15 protein-coding genes and 3 tRNA genes are annotated in these 15151 nt (G+C 72.9%); 12 read left to right on the top strand and 6 right to left on the bottom strand.

The features are described 5' to 3' along the window. Nucleotides 1–15 precede the first annotated feature (15 nt). A tRNA-Gly gene (locus ACFYO9_RS28390) sits at nucleotides 16–88 on the bottom strand. Between the two features lie 144 nt (nucleotides 89–232). Between ACFYO9_RS28390 and ACFYO9_RS28385 the strand changes: the two genes are divergently transcribed. From ACFYO9_RS28385 to ACFYO9_RS28375, 3 genes are all read left to right on the top strand, one after another. After that, a complete protein-coding gene (locus ACFYO9_RS28385; RefSeq protein ID WP_358778366.1) occupies nucleotides 233–1300 on the top strand; it encodes a chorismate-binding protein in 1068 nt (355 codons plus the stop codon). Next, a complete protein-coding gene (locus ACFYO9_RS28380; RefSeq protein WP_358778367.1) occupies nucleotides 1297–2118 on the top strand; it encodes an aminodeoxychorismate lyase in 822 nt (273 codons plus the stop codon). The genes ACFYO9_RS28385 and ACFYO9_RS28380 overlap by 4 nt, the downstream gene beginning before the upstream one ends. A 66-nt stretch (nucleotides 2119–2184) precedes the next feature. Continuing rightward, nucleotides 2185–3006 carry a GNAT family N-acetyltransferase gene (locus tag ACFYO9_RS28375; protein WP_358778368.1) on the top strand — a complete coding sequence of 274 codons (822 nt, stop codon included), beginning with the start codon at nucleotides 2185–2187 and terminating at the stop codon, nucleotides 3004–3006. A gap of 15 nt (nucleotides 3007–3021) precedes the next feature. Here ACFYO9_RS28375 and ACFYO9_RS28370 read toward each other — a convergent pair whose 3' ends face one another. Beyond that, nucleotides 3022–3543, bottom strand: coding sequence for a DsbA family protein (locus tag ACFYO9_RS28370; protein WP_358778369.1), 522 nt, complete (start codon nucleotides 3541–3543; stop codon nucleotides 3022–3024). A 225-nt stretch (nucleotides 3544–3768) separates the two neighbouring features. Between ACFYO9_RS28370 and ACFYO9_RS28365 the strand changes: the two genes are divergently transcribed. Both ACFYO9_RS28365 and ACFYO9_RS28360 read left to right on the top strand, forming a co-directional pair. Further along, entirely contained in the window at nucleotides 3769–4215 is a 447-nt protein-coding gene (locus tag ACFYO9_RS28365; protein WP_355810583.1) for a hypothetical protein, read from the top strand. A 274-nt stretch (nucleotides 4216–4489) separates the two neighbouring features. Beyond that, nucleotides 4490–4738 (top strand): hypothetical protein, encoded by a 249-nt coding sequence (locus ACFYO9_RS28360; RefSeq protein WP_355810643.1) that lies wholly within the window; start codon nucleotides 4490–4492, stop codon nucleotides 4736–4738. Nucleotides 4739–4839: 101 nt separating this feature from the next. Here the strand turns inward: ACFYO9_RS28360 and ACFYO9_RS28355 are convergent, their stop codons facing one another. Beyond that, a complete protein-coding gene (locus tag ACFYO9_RS28355; RefSeq protein ID WP_355819094.1) occupies nucleotides 4840–5397 on the bottom strand; it encodes a CGNR zinc finger domain-containing protein in 558 nt (185 codons plus the stop codon). Nucleotides 5398–5645: 248 nt separating this feature from the next. Beyond that, nucleotides 5646–6059 (bottom strand): SsgA family sporulation/cell division regulator, encoded by a 414-nt coding sequence (locus ACFYO9_RS28350; RefSeq protein WP_003959770.1) that lies wholly within the window; start codon nucleotides 6057–6059, stop codon nucleotides 5646–5648. A gap of 191 nt (nucleotides 6060–6250) precedes the next feature. On the opposite strand from ACFYO9_RS28350, the gene ACFYO9_RS28345 reads away from it, so the two are divergent. Both ACFYO9_RS28345 and ACFYO9_RS28340 read left to right on the top strand, forming a co-directional pair. Continuing rightward, nucleotides 6251–6685, top strand: a complete 435-nt coding sequence (locus ACFYO9_RS28345; protein ID WP_355819091.1) for a TIGR02611 family protein — start codon at nucleotides 6251–6253, stop codon at nucleotides 6683–6685. Nucleotides 6686–6751: 66 nt separating this feature from the next. Continuing rightward, a tRNA-Val gene (locus tag ACFYO9_RS28340) sits at nucleotides 6752–6823 on the top strand. 103 nt (nucleotides 6824–6926) lie between these two features. Here the strand turns inward: ACFYO9_RS28340 and ACFYO9_RS28335 are convergent. Next, on the bottom strand, nucleotides 6927–9617 hold the full coding sequence (locus ACFYO9_RS28335) for an SCO7613 C-terminal domain-containing membrane protein (protein ID WP_358778763.1): 2691 nt from the start codon (nucleotides 9615–9617) through the stop codon (nucleotides 6927–6929). A gap of 108 nt (nucleotides 9618–9725) precedes the next feature. Between ACFYO9_RS28335 and ACFYO9_RS28330 the strand changes: the two genes are divergently transcribed. Together ACFYO9_RS28330 and ACFYO9_RS28325 are read left to right on the top strand one after the other, a co-directional pair. Continuing rightward, on the top strand, nucleotides 9726–10172 hold the full coding sequence (locus ACFYO9_RS28330; RefSeq protein WP_355819085.1) for an SRPBCC family protein: 447 nt from the start codon (nucleotides 9726–9728) through the stop codon (nucleotides 10170–10172). Between the two features lie 39 nt (nucleotides 10173–10211). Next, nucleotides 10212–10283, top strand: a tRNA-Val gene (locus ACFYO9_RS28325). A 91-nt stretch (nucleotides 10284–10374) separates the two neighbouring features. On the opposite strand, the gene ACFYO9_RS28320 is transcribed toward ACFYO9_RS28325, so the two are convergent. Further along, the gene (locus ACFYO9_RS28320) at nucleotides 10375–11100 is read right to left on the bottom strand and encodes a 3'-5' exonuclease (protein ID WP_355819082.1); all 726 of its coding nucleotides are present in this window, start codon (nucleotides 11098–11100) and stop codon (nucleotides 10375–10377) included. A gap of 168 nt (nucleotides 11101–11268) precedes the next feature. Between ACFYO9_RS28320 and ACFYO9_RS28315 the strand changes: the two genes are divergently transcribed. The 3 genes from ACFYO9_RS28315 (at nucleotide 11269) to thrS (ending at nucleotide 15148) form a co-directional block, all read left to right on the top strand. Next, entirely contained in the window at nucleotides 11269–11835 is a 567-nt protein-coding gene (locus tag ACFYO9_RS28315) for a DUF4365 domain-containing protein (RefSeq protein WP_355819079.1), read from the top strand. Then, nucleotides 11832–13061, top strand: coding sequence for a hypothetical protein (locus tag ACFYO9_RS28310; protein ID WP_358778765.1), 1230 nt, complete (start codon nucleotides 11832–11834; stop codon nucleotides 13059–13061). Before ACFYO9_RS28315 ends, ACFYO9_RS28310 begins: the two co-directional genes overlap by 4 nt. 107 nt (nucleotides 13062–13168) lie before the next feature. Continuing rightward, entirely contained in the window at nucleotides 13169–15148 is a 1980-nt protein-coding gene (thrS, locus tag ACFYO9_RS28305; protein WP_355819076.1) for a threonine--tRNA ligase, read from the top strand. The last annotated feature ends 3 nt before the right edge of the window (nucleotides 15149–15151 follow it).

The following is a 15151-nucleotide window of genomic DNA, read 5'->3' as shown; positions in this document are numbered from 1 at the left end:
CCCCCTCTTCCTGCGAGCGGACGACCAGGTTCGAACTGGCGACCTCAACCTTGGCAAGGTTGCGCTCTACCAACTGAGCTACGTCCGCTTGTCTTTCCCGTTTCGCTTGCGCGTCCCGGCGACGTGTTGAACTCTAGCGGATTCCTGGGCCAGTACAAAAACGCGTTTGCGCAGCGTGCTGCCCTGTCGCCGGTCAGGGCGGTGCGAAGAGACCGGTCATAGACTCAAAGCTGTGCACAACCCCCCTCTGACGACCTCTGCCGCGCTCCCTCCCCTGGCGCGCTTCGGCGGCCGCGTGGCGACCGGTCTACGCGATGTGACCAGCGACCCCGCGGCCCTGGACTCCACCGGCTTCTGGGCGGTGTCCGCGGACTTCGAGGGGGGTCTGGTCTGCGCCCGCTTCGACGACGTGCGCGAGGAGGCGGTGCCCGCCCCCGTCCCGGGCGCCTGGCACGGCCCGGCCACCGACGCCTGGACGTCCTCCCTCGACCGCGCGGCGTACATGGAGGGTGTACGGAGGGTGCGCGCGTCCATAGCCGCCGGCGAGGTCTACCAGGCCAACCTCTGCCGGGTGCTGTCCGCGCCCGTCCCCGCCGACGCCGACGTGGACGCCCTGACCTCGCTCCTCGCGCGCGGGAACCCCGCCCCGTACGCCGGCACGATCCGGCTGCCCGGACACGGCGTGGAGGTCGCCACCGCCTCGCCCGAGCTCTTCCTGCGCCGCGCGGGCCGGGCCGTGGAGTCCGGGCCCATCAAGGGCACCGGGCGCACCGAGGCGGACCTCCTGGAGAAGGACTACGCCGAGAACGTCATGATCGTGGACCTCGTCCGCAACGACCTCGGCCGCGTCTGCGCCACCGGCTCGGTGACCGTCCCCGACCTCTGCGTGGTCGAGAAGCACCCGGGGCTCGTCCACCTCGTCTCCACCGTCAGCGGCGAGCTGCGCCCCGGCGCGGGGTGGCCCGAACTGTTCGCCGCGGCCTTCCCGCCCGGCTCCGTCACCGGCGCCCCGAAGTCCAGCGCGCTGCGGATCATCGACGAACTGGAACCCGCGCCCCGCGGCCCGTACTGCGGCGGCATCGGCTGGGTGGACGCCGACCGGGGCACCGCGGAGCTCGCCGTCGGCATCCGCACCTTCTGGATCGACCGGGCCGCGGGCCTGCTGCGCTTCGGCACCGGTGCGGGCATCACCTGGGGCTCCGACCCGGAGGGGGAGTGGCGGGAGACCGAGCTGAAGGCGGCGCGGCTGCTGGCGGTAGCGTCGGGGGCGTACGCAGCGAGTGGAGGAACCCCGACGTGAAGATCTGGCTCAACGGTGGCCTGCAGGACCTCGACGCCGCCCGCGTCTCCGTGCTCGACCACGGACTGACGGTGGGCGACGGCGTCTTCGAGACGGTGAAGTCGGTCGAGGGCCGGCCGTTCGCCCTGACCCGCCACCTGGCCCGGCTCGCGCGCTCGGCGCGCGGACTCGGGCTGCCCGAGCCGGACCTGGACGAGGTGCGCCACGCCTGCGCCGCCGTCCTGGCGGCCGGACCGCTGCCGCTCGGCCGGCTGCGGATCACCTACACCGGCGGGATATCGCCGCTCGGCTCGGATCGCGGCGACGCGGGCACCACGCTGGTGGTGGCGGCCGGCGAGGCCGCGCGGCGCCCCGACAGCACCGCGGTGATCACGGTGCCGTGGACCCGCAACGAACGCGGCGCGCTGGCCGGCCTGAAGACCACCTCGTACGCGGAGAACGTCGTGGCGCTGGCCCGCGCCCGCGAACAGGGCGCCTCGGAGGCGCTGTTCGCCAACACCGTCGGACAGCTCTGCGAGGGCACGGGCTCCAACGTCTTCGTCGTCGTCGACGGCGAACTGCACACCCCGCCGGTCGCCTCCGGCTGCCTGGCGGGCATCACGCGCGAGCTGACGGTCGAGTGGACCGGCGCGCGCGAGAGCGACCTGCCGCTGGACGTCCTGGACCGCGCCGACGAGGTCTTCCTGACGTCGACGCTGCGTGACGTCCAGGCCGTGCACCGGGTCGGCGACCGCCAACTCCCGGACGCGCCGGGCCCGGTGACCGCCAAGGCGATGCGGGTCTTCGACGAGCGGGCGGCGGACGACCTGGATCCGTGAGCCGGATCGGGACCGGAGGGGAAACCCCGGTGACGGTGCGGGGCCGGTGCGGGTAGAACGTCAGGGATGACCACGACTCTGCGGCCGACCGGGCCGCTTCAGCAGGGCGCCGACGGCGCCAAGGCCCGTACGTACGACATCTGCGTGAACAGCCGCCCGGTGGGGTCCATAGACCTCGCCACCCACGACGTCTTCGGGCCCGCCGTCTGCCGCATCGGCGACCTGCGGATCGCGGAGCCGGACCGGGGCCGCGGCCGGGCCACCGTCGCGGCGCTCGCCGCCGAGGAGGTGGCCCGCGGCTGGGGCTGCACGCGGGTCGAGGTGACCGTGCCCGCGGAGGCGACGGCGGCGCTGCGGCTGGCCACGGCGCTCGGATACGTCGAGCGCAGCCGCCGGATGGCGAAACCCCTCGCGGGCGCGCCCACCCTGCCGGAGGGCACCGAGTGGCGGGCGATGAGCGAGGACGAGTACGCGGTGTGGCTGGCGCGGCACGAGGAGGAGTACGTGCGCGACTGGGTCGAGCGCGGCGTGCCCGAGGCGGAGGCGCGCGCCAAGGCCAAGGCCGACAACGCGCGCTTCCTCCCCGACGGGCTCGCCACCCCGGACTGCCGGCTGAGCGTCCTCACCCATCGCGGGACACGAGTCGGCACCCTGTGGGTCGCCCAGGAGAGCGGCGGCGCCTTCGTCTACAACGTCGAGGTTGACGCGGAGCACCGCAGGCACGGCCACGGCCGGTCCTTGATGCTCGTCGCCGAGGAGCAGGCCCGCGCGGCGGGCCTGGGCAGCATCGGCCTCAACGTCTTCGCGGGCAACACCCCGGCGCTGCGCCTGTACGAGTCGCTCGGCTACGCACCGACCGCGTACTACCTCTACAAGCCGCTGTCCTAGGGCCTTTCGACGGCCCTAGTCCGCCGCGAGGAGCCGGTCGGCGATCTCCTCGATGCGGGCGCGCAGCCCGTCCTGGCTCTTGCCGCCGTCGAGGCGCTCGCCGTCGATGACGTACGTGGGCGTGCCGGTGACACCGATCGCCTTGCCCTCGGCCTCGTCGGCGTCGACGATCAGGATGTGCCGCCCGTCGATCAGGGCGGTGTCGAACTCCTCGGCGTCCAGGCCGAGTTCGCGGGCGGTCTCCACCAGGTGGCGCTCGCCCTCGCGGTCCAGCTTCTCCACCCCGGCGAGCACCGCCTCGACGTACGGCCACCCCTTGCCCTGCTCGAAGGCCTCCTCGGCGGCCTGTGCGGCGGCGAAGGAGTGCTTGTGCTTCTCGAGGGGGAAGTGCCGCAGGCGCAGCTCGACGCGGTCGCCGTACCGGGCGCGCAGGGCGCGCACGTCGTCGAGGGCGGTACGGCAGTCGGGGCACTGCAGCTCGCACCAGACGTCGAGGACGACGGGGCGGGCGGGGCGGTCGGAGGGGGAGTCGCTCATGGGGACAGTCTTTCAGCCGGGCGCGCTCTCGCGCCCCTCGGACCCGCTTCCCGGGCGGTACGGGGCGTCGCCGACCGGCACCTGGGGAGGAGGGCGGACCCTTAGATGACCCGGAAATGTCCCTGAGGTCCGCCCGCGACATGGCTCCGCGGCGCCGACCCGGTGCAGGATGGAAGGGACGACAGTGTCATTTCCCGACGTACGCCTGCATGCCTGGAGGACCGGATGATTGCCGAGACCGTCTGTTCCGCCGTATCCGCGGCCGGGCTGGGCATCGCCGCGGTCTCGGCCTACCGCAAGCGGTTCCTTGCCGCGGCCCGGCTCGCCGGGTACTCCCTGGTGCCGATCGGCCTGGTGCTGACGGGCGTCGTCGGCTGGGCGGCCGACACGGCGTTCAGTCTCAAGGCCTGGGTCGGCTTCGGCATGCTCGGCGTGGCCTGGCTGGTGTTCCTGGGCACGCGGGCCCTGGAGCGCCGGCAGGGCGGCACCCGCAAGGAGCGCAGGGCCGCGAAGGCCGCGCAGCGCGAGGCGGTGGCCCCCGCGGCGTCGGCCCCCTCGCTCGGCGGCAGCTCGCGCCAGGCCCCCGGCCGCCCGGCGGCCAAGCCGCAGTCGACCGCGCCCGCGGAGGACTTCAGCGACATCGAGGCGATCCTGAAGAAGCACGGCATCTGAAGAGGAGCCGCGTCCGCGGAGGAGTCGCTTTCGCAGAGGAGCCGCGTCCGAAAAGGGCGGTCGTCAACCGCCGTCTGCGCTCCCGGGCGTGAAGGGCTCCCTCGTTCGAGTGCGGGTGCGGGCGTCCCGGCCGGATGCGAGAACGCGCTGGTGAGCGCGGGGCGGACGGGCCGCGCGCCGGTCTTTCGCCGGTTCACGGGATCCGGCGAACTCCCGCTCCGACCGTGCGTGTTGGTCGGCGCGGGTCGCGGCGCTGCGTCATCATCACCGCGAGATGCTGGACACCACCACAGAGGGCGATGCTGCCCCGCCGGACGACGGCAGGCAAGCGGCACCGGCCCATGAGCGACGACCTGCCGACGCAGAGCGGCACGGCCCCCACGGCGAAGCGGAGCGGCCCACCGGCGGCGAGGAGCGGCAGGGCTGTCTCTTCGCCCTCTCCCAGCCACCCCTGATGATCTTTCTGGCGGTGATCGGCACCCTGATCCTGCTGGCCTCGCTGCACGACCTGCTGCTGCTCTAGGGCCTGTCCGGCGGATCAGGTCGCATCCGGGTGGCTCGCGCGTCTTCGTGCTGGTCGGCGTGGCAGGCCCCGCGCCCGCGACAAGATCCGCCGGACAGGCCCTAGTTCGCGGCCTCCCGGCGGCGGGCGCGGTAGGCGGCGACATGCAGGCGGTTGCCGCAGGTACGGCTGTCGCAGTAGCGGCGCGAGCGGTTCCGGGAGAGGTCCACGAAGGCGTGCCGGCAGTCCGGGGCCTCGCAGCGCCGCAGCCGTTCCTGCTCGCCGGCGACCACGAAGAAAGCCAGGGCCATCCCGCAGTCGGCGGCCAGGTGGTCGGCGACGGACGCCCCGGGCGCGAAGTAGTGGATGTGCCAGTCGTAGCCGTCGTGGTCGGTGAGCCGGGGCGTGGTGCCGGCCGTCGCGACCAGCTCGTTGAGGATCGCCGATGCGGTCCGTGGTTCGGGGTGGGCGAAGACCTCGCCGAAGCGGGCCCGGATGTGGTGGACGCCGGCGAGGTCGTCCTCCGTGAGCACCCCGACGTCGCTCACGTCATGTGTCCGTACGAATTCCCCGAGTGCCGCCACGTTCGCGAGCCCGTCAGTGCCGTTCGTTTCCGGTGCGGTGTTCACCAGATCGACCACGGAGTCTAGGGAACACCGGGTGTCGTGGGTGATCAGCACGATTCGCTCCCTGGCCTGGAGGTGGTGGCGGCCTCCCCGCCCCGGTGAGGCCAGGGGAGCTGTGCCCGCCGATGCTGGCCGATGCTAGCGGCTCACCTACAGGACGCACCGGCGCCGTCGCCGCGGAAAGCCCGCGGCGACGGCGCCGGTGTCTGCATCTGTTCGCCTTGTGTCGTTGTGTCGTGACTGCCTGCCGCCGTCGCCCCGAGTCGGACGGCGTGTGCGGTTCTCGACGCGCCTGGTGGCGCTTAACTCTCGGCCAGGATGTGTGAGAGCTCCGTGTCGAGGTCGAAGTGGCGGTGTTCCGTGCCGGGTGGCACGGCTGCGTCCGTTCTCTTCAGGAACGATTCCAGGGCCCGCGCCGGGGCCTCGAGCAGAGCCTCGCCCTCCGGCGAGCTCAGGGCGATGCAGACAACGCCCTGACCGTGGCTCCGGGACGGCCAGACTCGGACGTCGCCGGTACCGGTGGGCCGGTGCAGGCCCTCGGCGAGGAGGTCGCGGGCGAACACCCACTCGACGGTTTCCTCGGCTCCGGTGTGGAAGGTGGCGTGCACGGCATAGGGATCGGCCGTGTCATACCGCAGTCCTGCGGGTACAGGCAGTGAGGACTCGCTCGACACAACGAGGCGCAGGTGCAGCTCGCAGCTGACCGTGGTGTTCATAAGCGCCAGGGCCTTTCGCTCAGTGTGCGCTCGGGGATTCGCACGTCGGCGAAATCGACATGCCACCTACGGTGCCGTTGTAAACCCCTCTGAGGGATTTGCGTGTCTTTAGACGCCCCGTATGGCGGATTGTGCCCTTCGTTGATGCACCCATTCCGGTGACGGGTTTCCGTCCGGTAGGGTTTGGCCGCATGAATACGGGGAGTAACGAACCGGCGGAGGCCACGGACCCGGCCGCCGGAGCCAAGCCCGAACAGCCGCTCGGCTCCCGGGCGCCGGAGTACATCCAGGCCCGCCGGGCGCTGCACCTCAGCTGGCAGGTGGGCGTCTTCGTCGTGGGTCTCGCCGTGGTCGTGGCGGGCATCATCATGCTGCCCCTGCCGGGCCCGGGCTGGCTGGTGATCTTCGGCGGCATGGCGATCTGGGCGACCGAGTTCGTCTGGGCCCAGCTGGTGCTCCGCTGGACGAAACGCAAGGTCACCGAGGCCGCACAGCGTGCGCTCGACCCCAAGGTGCGCCGCAGGAACATCATCCTGACGACCATCGGGCTCGTGATCATCGCGGTGCTGGTCGGTGTCTACGTGTGGAAGTTCGGCATCGTCATGCCGTGGAAGATCAAGGAGTGACCCACGGGTGACTCCCAGGCGGTCCGGAGCACCCGCTGACATGCGGTAATGTTCTCCGTGCGCCCGGGGCGATTAGCTCAGTGGGAGAGCGCTTCGTTCACACCGAAGAGGTCACTGGTTCGAACCCAGTATCGCCCACCCCGGATTACGGCCCGGAGGCTTATCAGCCTCCGGGCCGTTCTCGTATTCCCGCGCCCCTACGGGGAATTGACGGGGCGACACATTTCGGCCGTTCCTGGAATCAGCGCATTCGGTTGAGCGCATTCCGGAACCGGCGTGCGTCGCGCAGTCGTTGTTCATAAGTGGCGCCGACGGCGAGGAGCAGCAGGCCCGCGAGTGCGGGCGGCAGCCAGCGCGGCAGGGCGTCCACGACCTGCACGACGTACGGGGCCAGCTCGTGCAGCGCGTCCAGGGCGAGCACCGCGCCGCCCAGCACCAGCGGGCCGCGCAGCCGGTGGTGTGCGCCCAGCAGCGTCAGGGCGAGGGCCGCCGTGCCGAGCAGCAGCGGACGAGGCCAGTGCGGGTCGCTCCAGGCGGCGGCGAGGCTCGGCAGCAGCGTCACCGCGAGGCCGGGGCCGTACGCCGCCCAGGAGAGGGCCGACGGGTCGCGGCGTCGCCGCAGCGCCCCGACGACCAGCGCGGGCACCGTCACCGGCAGCGTGTACGCCTCCGGGGCCGAGGCTCCCCAGGCGGCGAGGCGGACCCAGCTCGCCAGGACGAACAGCGCCGCGGCCGCGTACCCGACGGCCCGGCGGTCGGGGCGCATCGCGGTGCCGGCCAGGATGAGGCCGCCGAGGCCCAGGGCGAGCGCGAGCGTGGGGGCGTCCCCTGCGGTGAGGGCGAGCGCGAGGGCCCCGGAGGCGGCGGCCGCGATCTCGACGGGCAGCGTCGGCGGACGGCCGCCGAGGCGGGCCGCGGCGAGCGCCGCCAGGGCCGGCACCGCGAGGACGAGCAGCCCGGTGTGTTCGGGGCGCAGCCCGGCGGCGGCGCCCGCGGCGCAGGCCAGCGCGGCGGCGAACGCGACGGCCGCACAGGACGCCGCCGCGGCCGCACCCGGAGCGGGCGCCGTGTCGCGGGCCAGGGGTACGTAGGCCGCCAGGCAGAGCGCCGTGAGGACGCCGAGCGTGGTGAGCGTGGCCGCGGGGGTGGCGAGCGAGAGGAAGGCGGCGCTCACCGAGGTGGCCAGCGCCAGGATCACGGTGGTCAGACCGGCGGTGGCCGACGCCGTGCGTGCCGCGACGAGGAGGAGGGCGGCGGCGAGCAGCACCTGCGCCGACAGTCCGGCGGCGTACGGCAGTCGCAGCGCGGCGGGCAGCGCGACGGCCGCGGCCCAGCCGAGGACCGGCGCACCGAGGCGGGCCGCGCGCCGCAACGGTTCCCCAAGCTCGGCACCGGTGCTGGCACCGATGCCGGCACGGGCACGGGCACTGGCACGGGCACTGGCACCGGCACGGGCACCGGCACCGGCACGGGCACCGGCCCCAACACCGGAACGGGCACGGGTACCAGCACCGGCACGGGCACCGGCACCAACACCGGCACCAACACCAACACTGGCACTGGCACTGGCACTCTCACCGTCACCAACACCGGCACCGGCACCGGCCCCAACACCGGCACGGGCACCGGTACCGGTCCCGGGACCGGCACCGGCACCAGCACCAGCCCCAGCCCCGGCACCGGTCCCGGCACCGATCCCGCCCACCACGGCCGCCACGGTCGCGAGTACCAGGGGAGCCAGGAGCGGGTGAGGTAGGGGCAGTTCGTGCAGTAGTGCGGTTCGGGCGCCCGAAGGCGTTCCCGACCAGGCCCGGGCGGCCCAGGCGAGCGGCCCGCACAGGGCGAGCGCGGCGGCCGGCAGCGCCCACAGTGCCGCGAGGCCCTGCGCCACACCCGACGCGACACCAAGCCCGCGGCGCGGCGCCCGGGGCAGTGGAGCGCGCAGGGCCGCCAACAGTGCGACGCCGCACGCCAGATGGGCCGGCACCGTCCAGGCCGTGGGCAGCGCGGTGCGCAGCACCCCGCCGGCCGCGGCCACCGCGAGCAGACCACCCGCGCACGCCGCACCGGTCGCGACCTGAGCACCCCGCACCCGGTACGCCACCACCGACGCGATCGCGGCGGCGAACAGCAGCAGCACACCCGCGCGCGCCGCCCCGGCCGGATCGGTGGCCTGCGCGGAGAGCCAGCCGGCGCTCGCCGCGCCCCACAACCCCAGCAGTCCGGCCCCGGCCGCGGCGGTGACCCGCACCGAGCGGACACCCGTCCACAGCGCGAGCGCCGTGTCGCAGGCGGCCGTCACGAGCAGCGCGGCCGTCACCGCGTGCTGATCGGCGTGCGCGACGCCCGCCGCCAGGACCAGCGGGAGCTGGGCCGTCGCCACGGCCGCGGGCAGCGGCAGGCGCAGCGCGCCGAGGAGCGTGCCGTACCCCGCCCACAGCGCGGCGAGGACCGCGGACGTCACCGCGGCGAAGGCGAGGGCGTCGACGTCGGGGAGCGCCAGATGGCGCAGCGCGTACGAGTCGAGGACGGTGAGCGCGAGCCCGAGGCCCGCCACCGCCTCCGCCGTCGAACGCAGCGAACGGCGCAGCAGTATGGCCGGTACGCCGAGCGCCGCCAGCGTCACCGCGCCGAGGACCGCGCTGCGGCCGCCGATGCCCAAGTGGCCCCAGCTCACGACGGTGAAGGCGATCGCGGCGACCGTCAGGAGCACCCCGCCGAGCATCAGCAGGACGTTCTGCGCGCTCACCGGCGCGGTCTCGGCGGCGGCCGGTTCTGCCGGACGAGGGGGCGGTTCGGCCGGACCCGCGGCGCGCAGCACACCGAGCAGCCACACCCGGCGCTGCAGCAACTGCGCTCTGCGCGCATCCAGTTGGCGCAACTCTCCGTCTAGAACGCGGAGCTCCTCGGCGGGCGGCGGAAGGTAGGTCATGGCTGGTGAGTGTGGTCCGCGGCGCACCGCACGGCATCGGTACGGGTACTCAGGGCGTACTCAGCTCCGCCTCCCCGCCGGCCCGGGTGTTTCCGGCAGACTGCCCCCATGGACTGGTGTCACTACCGCTTCCGCAGCGTCTGGGATCTGCCCGGCGCCCCCGCCGACGTCTACGCCGTCCTGGAGCGCGCGGAGGAGTACCCGCTGTGGTGGCCGCAGGTGCGCGAGGTGACCACCGTCGACGGGGTGAGCGGCGTCGCGCGCTTCCGGTCCTTCCTGCCGTACGACCTGCACGTCACCGCGCGGGAGCGGCACCGCGACCCGGCCGCCGGGGTCCTGGAGATCGCCATGACCGGCGACCTGGAGGGGTGGGCGCGCTGGACCGTCCGCGCGGCGCCCGGCGGAACCAGGGCCTCCTACGACCAGGAGGTCGTGGTCCGCAGACGCCTGATGCGACGCCTCGCGGTGCCGGGGCGGCCGCTGTTCCTGCTGAACCACGCGCTGATGATGCGCGCCGGACGGCGGGGCCTCGCGGCCCGGCTGACCGCGGTTTGAAGGAAGGGCGCCCGGACCTGTATTGTTCGGTGCGTTCCCGGGCGATTAGCTCAGTGGGAGAGCGCTTCGTTCACACCGAAGAGGTCACTGGTTCGAACCCAGTATCGCCCACCCGGAGAATGCCGGTCCGTCAGCAGACGGACCGGTTTTTTCTTGCCTGCTTCTTCCGGTTGTGCCGACGCCTCCGCCTCCTCGTGTCCGCTCAGGCCGCCGCCGAGAGTTCGGGCCGCAGCGGCCACGCCGGGTCCACCGCCTCCGGTGTGCCGCTCTTGGCGAACCACGCCTGAAGCCCCCGGGCCTGCGCCGCGTGCCAGACGGCCTGCAGCGTGTGCAGCTCGGCCGGCGAGAGGCGCTCCAGACGCCCCGCGAAGCGCCGCCCCACCGCGCGGACGACATCCATGGCGGCCTGCGCGTCCGCCGCCGCGTCGTGCGCGTCCGCCAGCTCCACCTCGTACTGCTCGCAGAGGTCGGTGAGGGTGCGGCGGCCCTTGCGGTAGCGGTCCAACTGCTTGTCCAGGACCCGCGGGTCGATCACGCAGAGCGGCGAGCCCTCCATGTACCGGCTCAGCGACGAGGCGCGGTGCCTGCGCAACTCCCGGTCCAGGATGGTCAGATCGAACGGCGCGTTCATCACCACGATCGGCCGGCCCGCCGCGCTCTGCTCGGCCAGATCGCGGGCTATCTCCTCCATCACCGGCGACGGCCAGCGGCCGGTGCGCTGCAGATGATCCTCCGTCAGTCCGTGGATCGCGGTGGCGGATGCGGGCACCGGAACGCCCGGATTCACCAGCCAGCGGGTGATGCGCGGCCGGGTGCCCGCGCCCTGCTGGACGACGACGGCGGCCGACACGATGCGGTCGGTCTCGACGTCGACGCCCGTGGTCTCCGTGTCGAATGCGGCCAAGGGGCCCTCGTACCAGCACGTCATAGTGACGCAACTCCTCGTTCAGTCCCGGCAGATGACGTTCGGTCCCCTGCCCACGCTGGTGATACCCGGGCCGTTTGCGCTGTACGCGGCCCGGAGACAACAGAGGTACGGGACCTCGGAATTGGCGTCCCGAGCGGGGAACCACCGGTTTCGGAAGGCTTGTCGGACATGGCGCTCGCGCAGCCCGAACAGGGTGGGCTGCTGCCCGGTCGGATCGCACCGTCGCGCGGCACACTGGCCACCACCGCCTGTATGGAGACACTTCAGGTGGGCTACCTGCATGCCGTCGCGGCGGCCGCGGGCTGCTCGCTCTCCCAGCCCTTTCCGGACAACGGCATCGACTGGCACGTCAGCCACAGCGCCCCGGGGCACACGGTCGACGACGAGGTCACCATCAAGGTCCAGCTGAAGTGCACGTACCAGATACCGCCCGAGCCGGCGGGGCCCGCCTTCTCCTTCACGCTCGACAACGCGCACCTGGTGAAGCTCGCCCGTACGCCGGTCTCGGTCCACAAGATCCTCGTCGTGATGCTCGTGCCCCGCTCCCGCGACGACTGGCTGCGCGCCGGCCACGACCGGCTCGACCTGCGGCACTGCTGCTACTGGACCAACCTCGCCGGACACCCGGTGACCGGCCGGACCAGGACCACCGTGCGCGTCCCGACCTCGCGGATCTTCGACGACCGCGCGCTCTGCGAGATCATGACGCGCGTCGGGACGGGAGGGAGACCCTGATGCACCGCCCCTTCGACCACGACGAGCCCGTGCCTCCCGTCCGCCCGCACCCCGCCCCGGCCCCCGGCCCGTGGTCACGGCCGCCCGAGCCCGCCCAGGTCGACCCCGCCGTGCTCGGCGCGCTGCTCGCCCGGCACGGCTGGCAGCGCCGCGGCGGCGCCCCGGGGCGCTACGCGCGCTGGACCCCGCCGGGCCCCGGCGGCGCGGGCACCAGCCTGCTCGTGCCCGAGAGCCGCGCCTTCCCCGACTGCGAGGACCTGATCGGCGAGGCGCTCGTGGCGCTCTCCCGCAGCGCGGCGCCCGCCGCCCGCGACGTCCTGGTGGGACTCGCCGTGCCCAGCGACGAGATCCACTGGTGGCGCGACGTCCCCGCGGGGCCCGCGGGCGCCGCGACCTGGCCCGCCGAGGAGCAACTGCGCTCCGCCGCACGGCAGATGCTGCTCGCCGGTGCGCTCGCCGCCCGCGGCCGGGCCGGCTACCACGGCGCCCGGCACCGCCGACCCGCCGCCGCGTCCCTGGAGCACGTCCTGGTGGGGCCCGCCGCCGGCGGGCGCAGCCTCACCGCCTTCGCGCCCGTCACGACGGCACGGCCGCTCGCGGTCCGGCTGCACCAGGCCCTGTACGCCGCCCGGGAGGCCGTCGACTACCAGCGCGCCACCGGCGGCATGGACGCCTTCGACGGCGCCGTCGAGGCGGGCGTCAGCCATGAGCTGACCGAGGCCCTCGTCGCGCTGGTGCGCGGTACGGAGGGGGCGCGCGTCGCGGTGGAGTGGGCGCCCGGCGCCGGGGTGCCCGAAGGATGCGCGGCACGCGCCGAGCCCGTCGAGTTCTCGCCCGGCGATCTGCCGGTGCTGCGCGAGGCGGGCGCCCGGTACCTGCGCGACGAGCCGCCGGTGCCGGTGCGGATCACCGGGGCCGTGGTGCGGATGCGGCGGGCGGCGCCGAGCGGGGCGGGCGCCGTACGGGTGCGGGTGATCGCGGGCGCCGACGTCCCGCAGGTCCGGATGGTCCTGGACGAGGAGTCGTACCGCATCGCGGGCCACGCGCACCTGGTCGGCCTGCCGATCCGGGTGCACGGCAGGCTGGAGAGCCGGGGCGGCTTCCGCAGGCTCACCGGGGCGAGCGGGGTGGTGCCGGTCCAGGTGGACGACGCCGAGCGCGACCGGCTCATGAAGTCGCTCCAGGAGAACCTGGACTTCTTCGAGGGGGCGTGCGGCGCCGACTGAGGGGGTACGGAGAGATCCGTTTCGCGGCCGGGGCCCGCGGCTCGGTACGATCCCTAGTGCGTGCGCGACGGAAAGCGCCGCGCCCCCCTTTCAGGTAGGAGAGACCGGTGTCAGACGTCCGTGTGATCATCCATCGCGATTCCGAGCGGGAAGAGCGCGTGGTGACGACGGGCACTACGGCCGCCGAGCTCTTCCCCGGTGAGCGCACCGTCGTGGCCGCCCGCGTGGCCGGTGAGCTGCGGGACCTGGCGTACGCCGTGGCCGAGGGCGACGAGATCGAGCCCGTCGAGGTCTCCTCCGAGGACGGCCTGAACATCCTGCGCCACTCGACCGCGCACGTCATGGCGCAGGCCGTGCAGGAGCTCTTCCCCGACGCCAAGCTGGGCATCGGCCCGCCCATCCGGGACGGCTTCTACTACGACTTCGACGTCAAGGAGCCGTTCACCCCCGAGGACCTCAAGCGCATCGAGAAGAAGATGCAGGAGATCCAGAAGCGGGGGCAGAAGTTCTCGCGCCGCGTCACCACCGACGACGACGCCCGCGTCGAGCTCGCCGACGAGCCGTACAAGCTGGAGCTCATCGGTCTCAAGGGCAACGCCGCGCAGGCCGCCGACGGCGCCGACGCCGAGGTGGGCGCCGGCGAGCTGACGATCTACGACAACCTCGACGCGAAGACCGGCGAGCTGTGCTGGAAGGACCTCTGCCGAGGCCCGCACCTGCCCTCCACCCGCGCCATCCCCGCCTTCAAGCTGATGCGCTCCGCCGCCGCCTACTGGCGCGGCAGCGAGAAGAACCCGCAGCTCCAGCGGATCTACGGCACCGCCTGGCCGACGAAGGACGAGCTGAAGGCGCACCTGGAGTTCCTCGCCGAGGCCGAGAAGCGCGACCACCGCAAGCTCGGCTCCGAGCTGGACCTCTTCTCCTTCCCGGAGGAGCTCGGCCCGGGCCTCGCCGTCTTCCACCCCAAGGGTGGCGTGATCCGCAAGGTCATGGAGGACTACTCGCGGCGCCGCCACGAGGTCTCCGGCTACGAGTTCGTGAACACCCCGCACATCTCGAAGGAGAAGCTCTTCGAGATCTCGGGCCACCTGCCGCACTACGCGGAGGGCATGTTCCCGCCCATCGAGTTCGACGAGCAGAACTACCGCCTCAAGGCGATGAACTGCCCGATGCACAACCTGATCTTCAAGTCGCGCGGCCGCTCCTACCGCGAACTCCCGCTGCGCCTCTTCGAGTTCGGCACCGTGTACCGGTACGAGAAGTCCGGCGTCGTGCACGGCCTGACCCGCTCGCGCGGCTTCACCCAGGACGACTCGCACATCTACTGCACCAAGGAGCAGATGCCGCAGGAGCTCGACACGCTCCTGACCTTCGTGCTCGACCTGCTGCGCGACTACGGCCTGACCGAGTTCGAGCTGGAGCTGTCCACCCGCGACGACTCCGACAAGTTCATCGGTGAGGACGCCGACTGGGCGGAGGCCACCGAGGCGCTGCGGCTCGCCGCCGAGAAGCAGAACCTGCCGCTGGTGCCCGACCCGGGCGGCGCCGCGTACTACGGCCCGAAGATCTCCGTGCAGGCCAAGGACGCGATCGGCCGCTCCTGGCAGATGTCGACCATCCAGGTCGACTTCAACCAGCCCAAGCGGTTCAACCTGGAGTACACCGCGGGGGACGGCTCGCGTCAGCAGCCCGTCATGATCCACCGTGCGCTGTTCGGCTCCATCGAGCGGTTCTTCGGCGTGCTCCTCGAGCACTACGCGGGCGCCTTCCCGGCGTGGCTCGCGCCGGTGCAGGCCGTCGGCATCCCGATCGGTGACGGGCACGTCGACTACCTCCAGGAGTTCGCCGAGAAGGCGCGCGCCCAGGGGCTGCGGGTCGACGTGGACGCGTCGTCCGACCGGATGCAGAAGAAGATCCGCAACCAGCAGAAGGCCAAGGTGCCCTTCATGGTCATCGCGGGCGACGAGGACATGAACAACGGTTCCGTCTCCTTCCGCTACCGCGACGGCTCGCAGGAGAACGGCATCCCCGTCGACGAGGCCATCGCCAAGATCGTGAAGGCGGTCGAGGACCGCGTCCAGGTCTGACGG

This window comes from Streptomyces sp. NPDC005863 (genome assembly GCF_042871345.1).
GTDB lineage: Bacteria > Actinomycetota > Actinomycetes > Streptomycetales > Streptomycetaceae > Streptomyces.
This window is presented reverse-complemented; position numbering and strand designations above follow the sequence as displayed.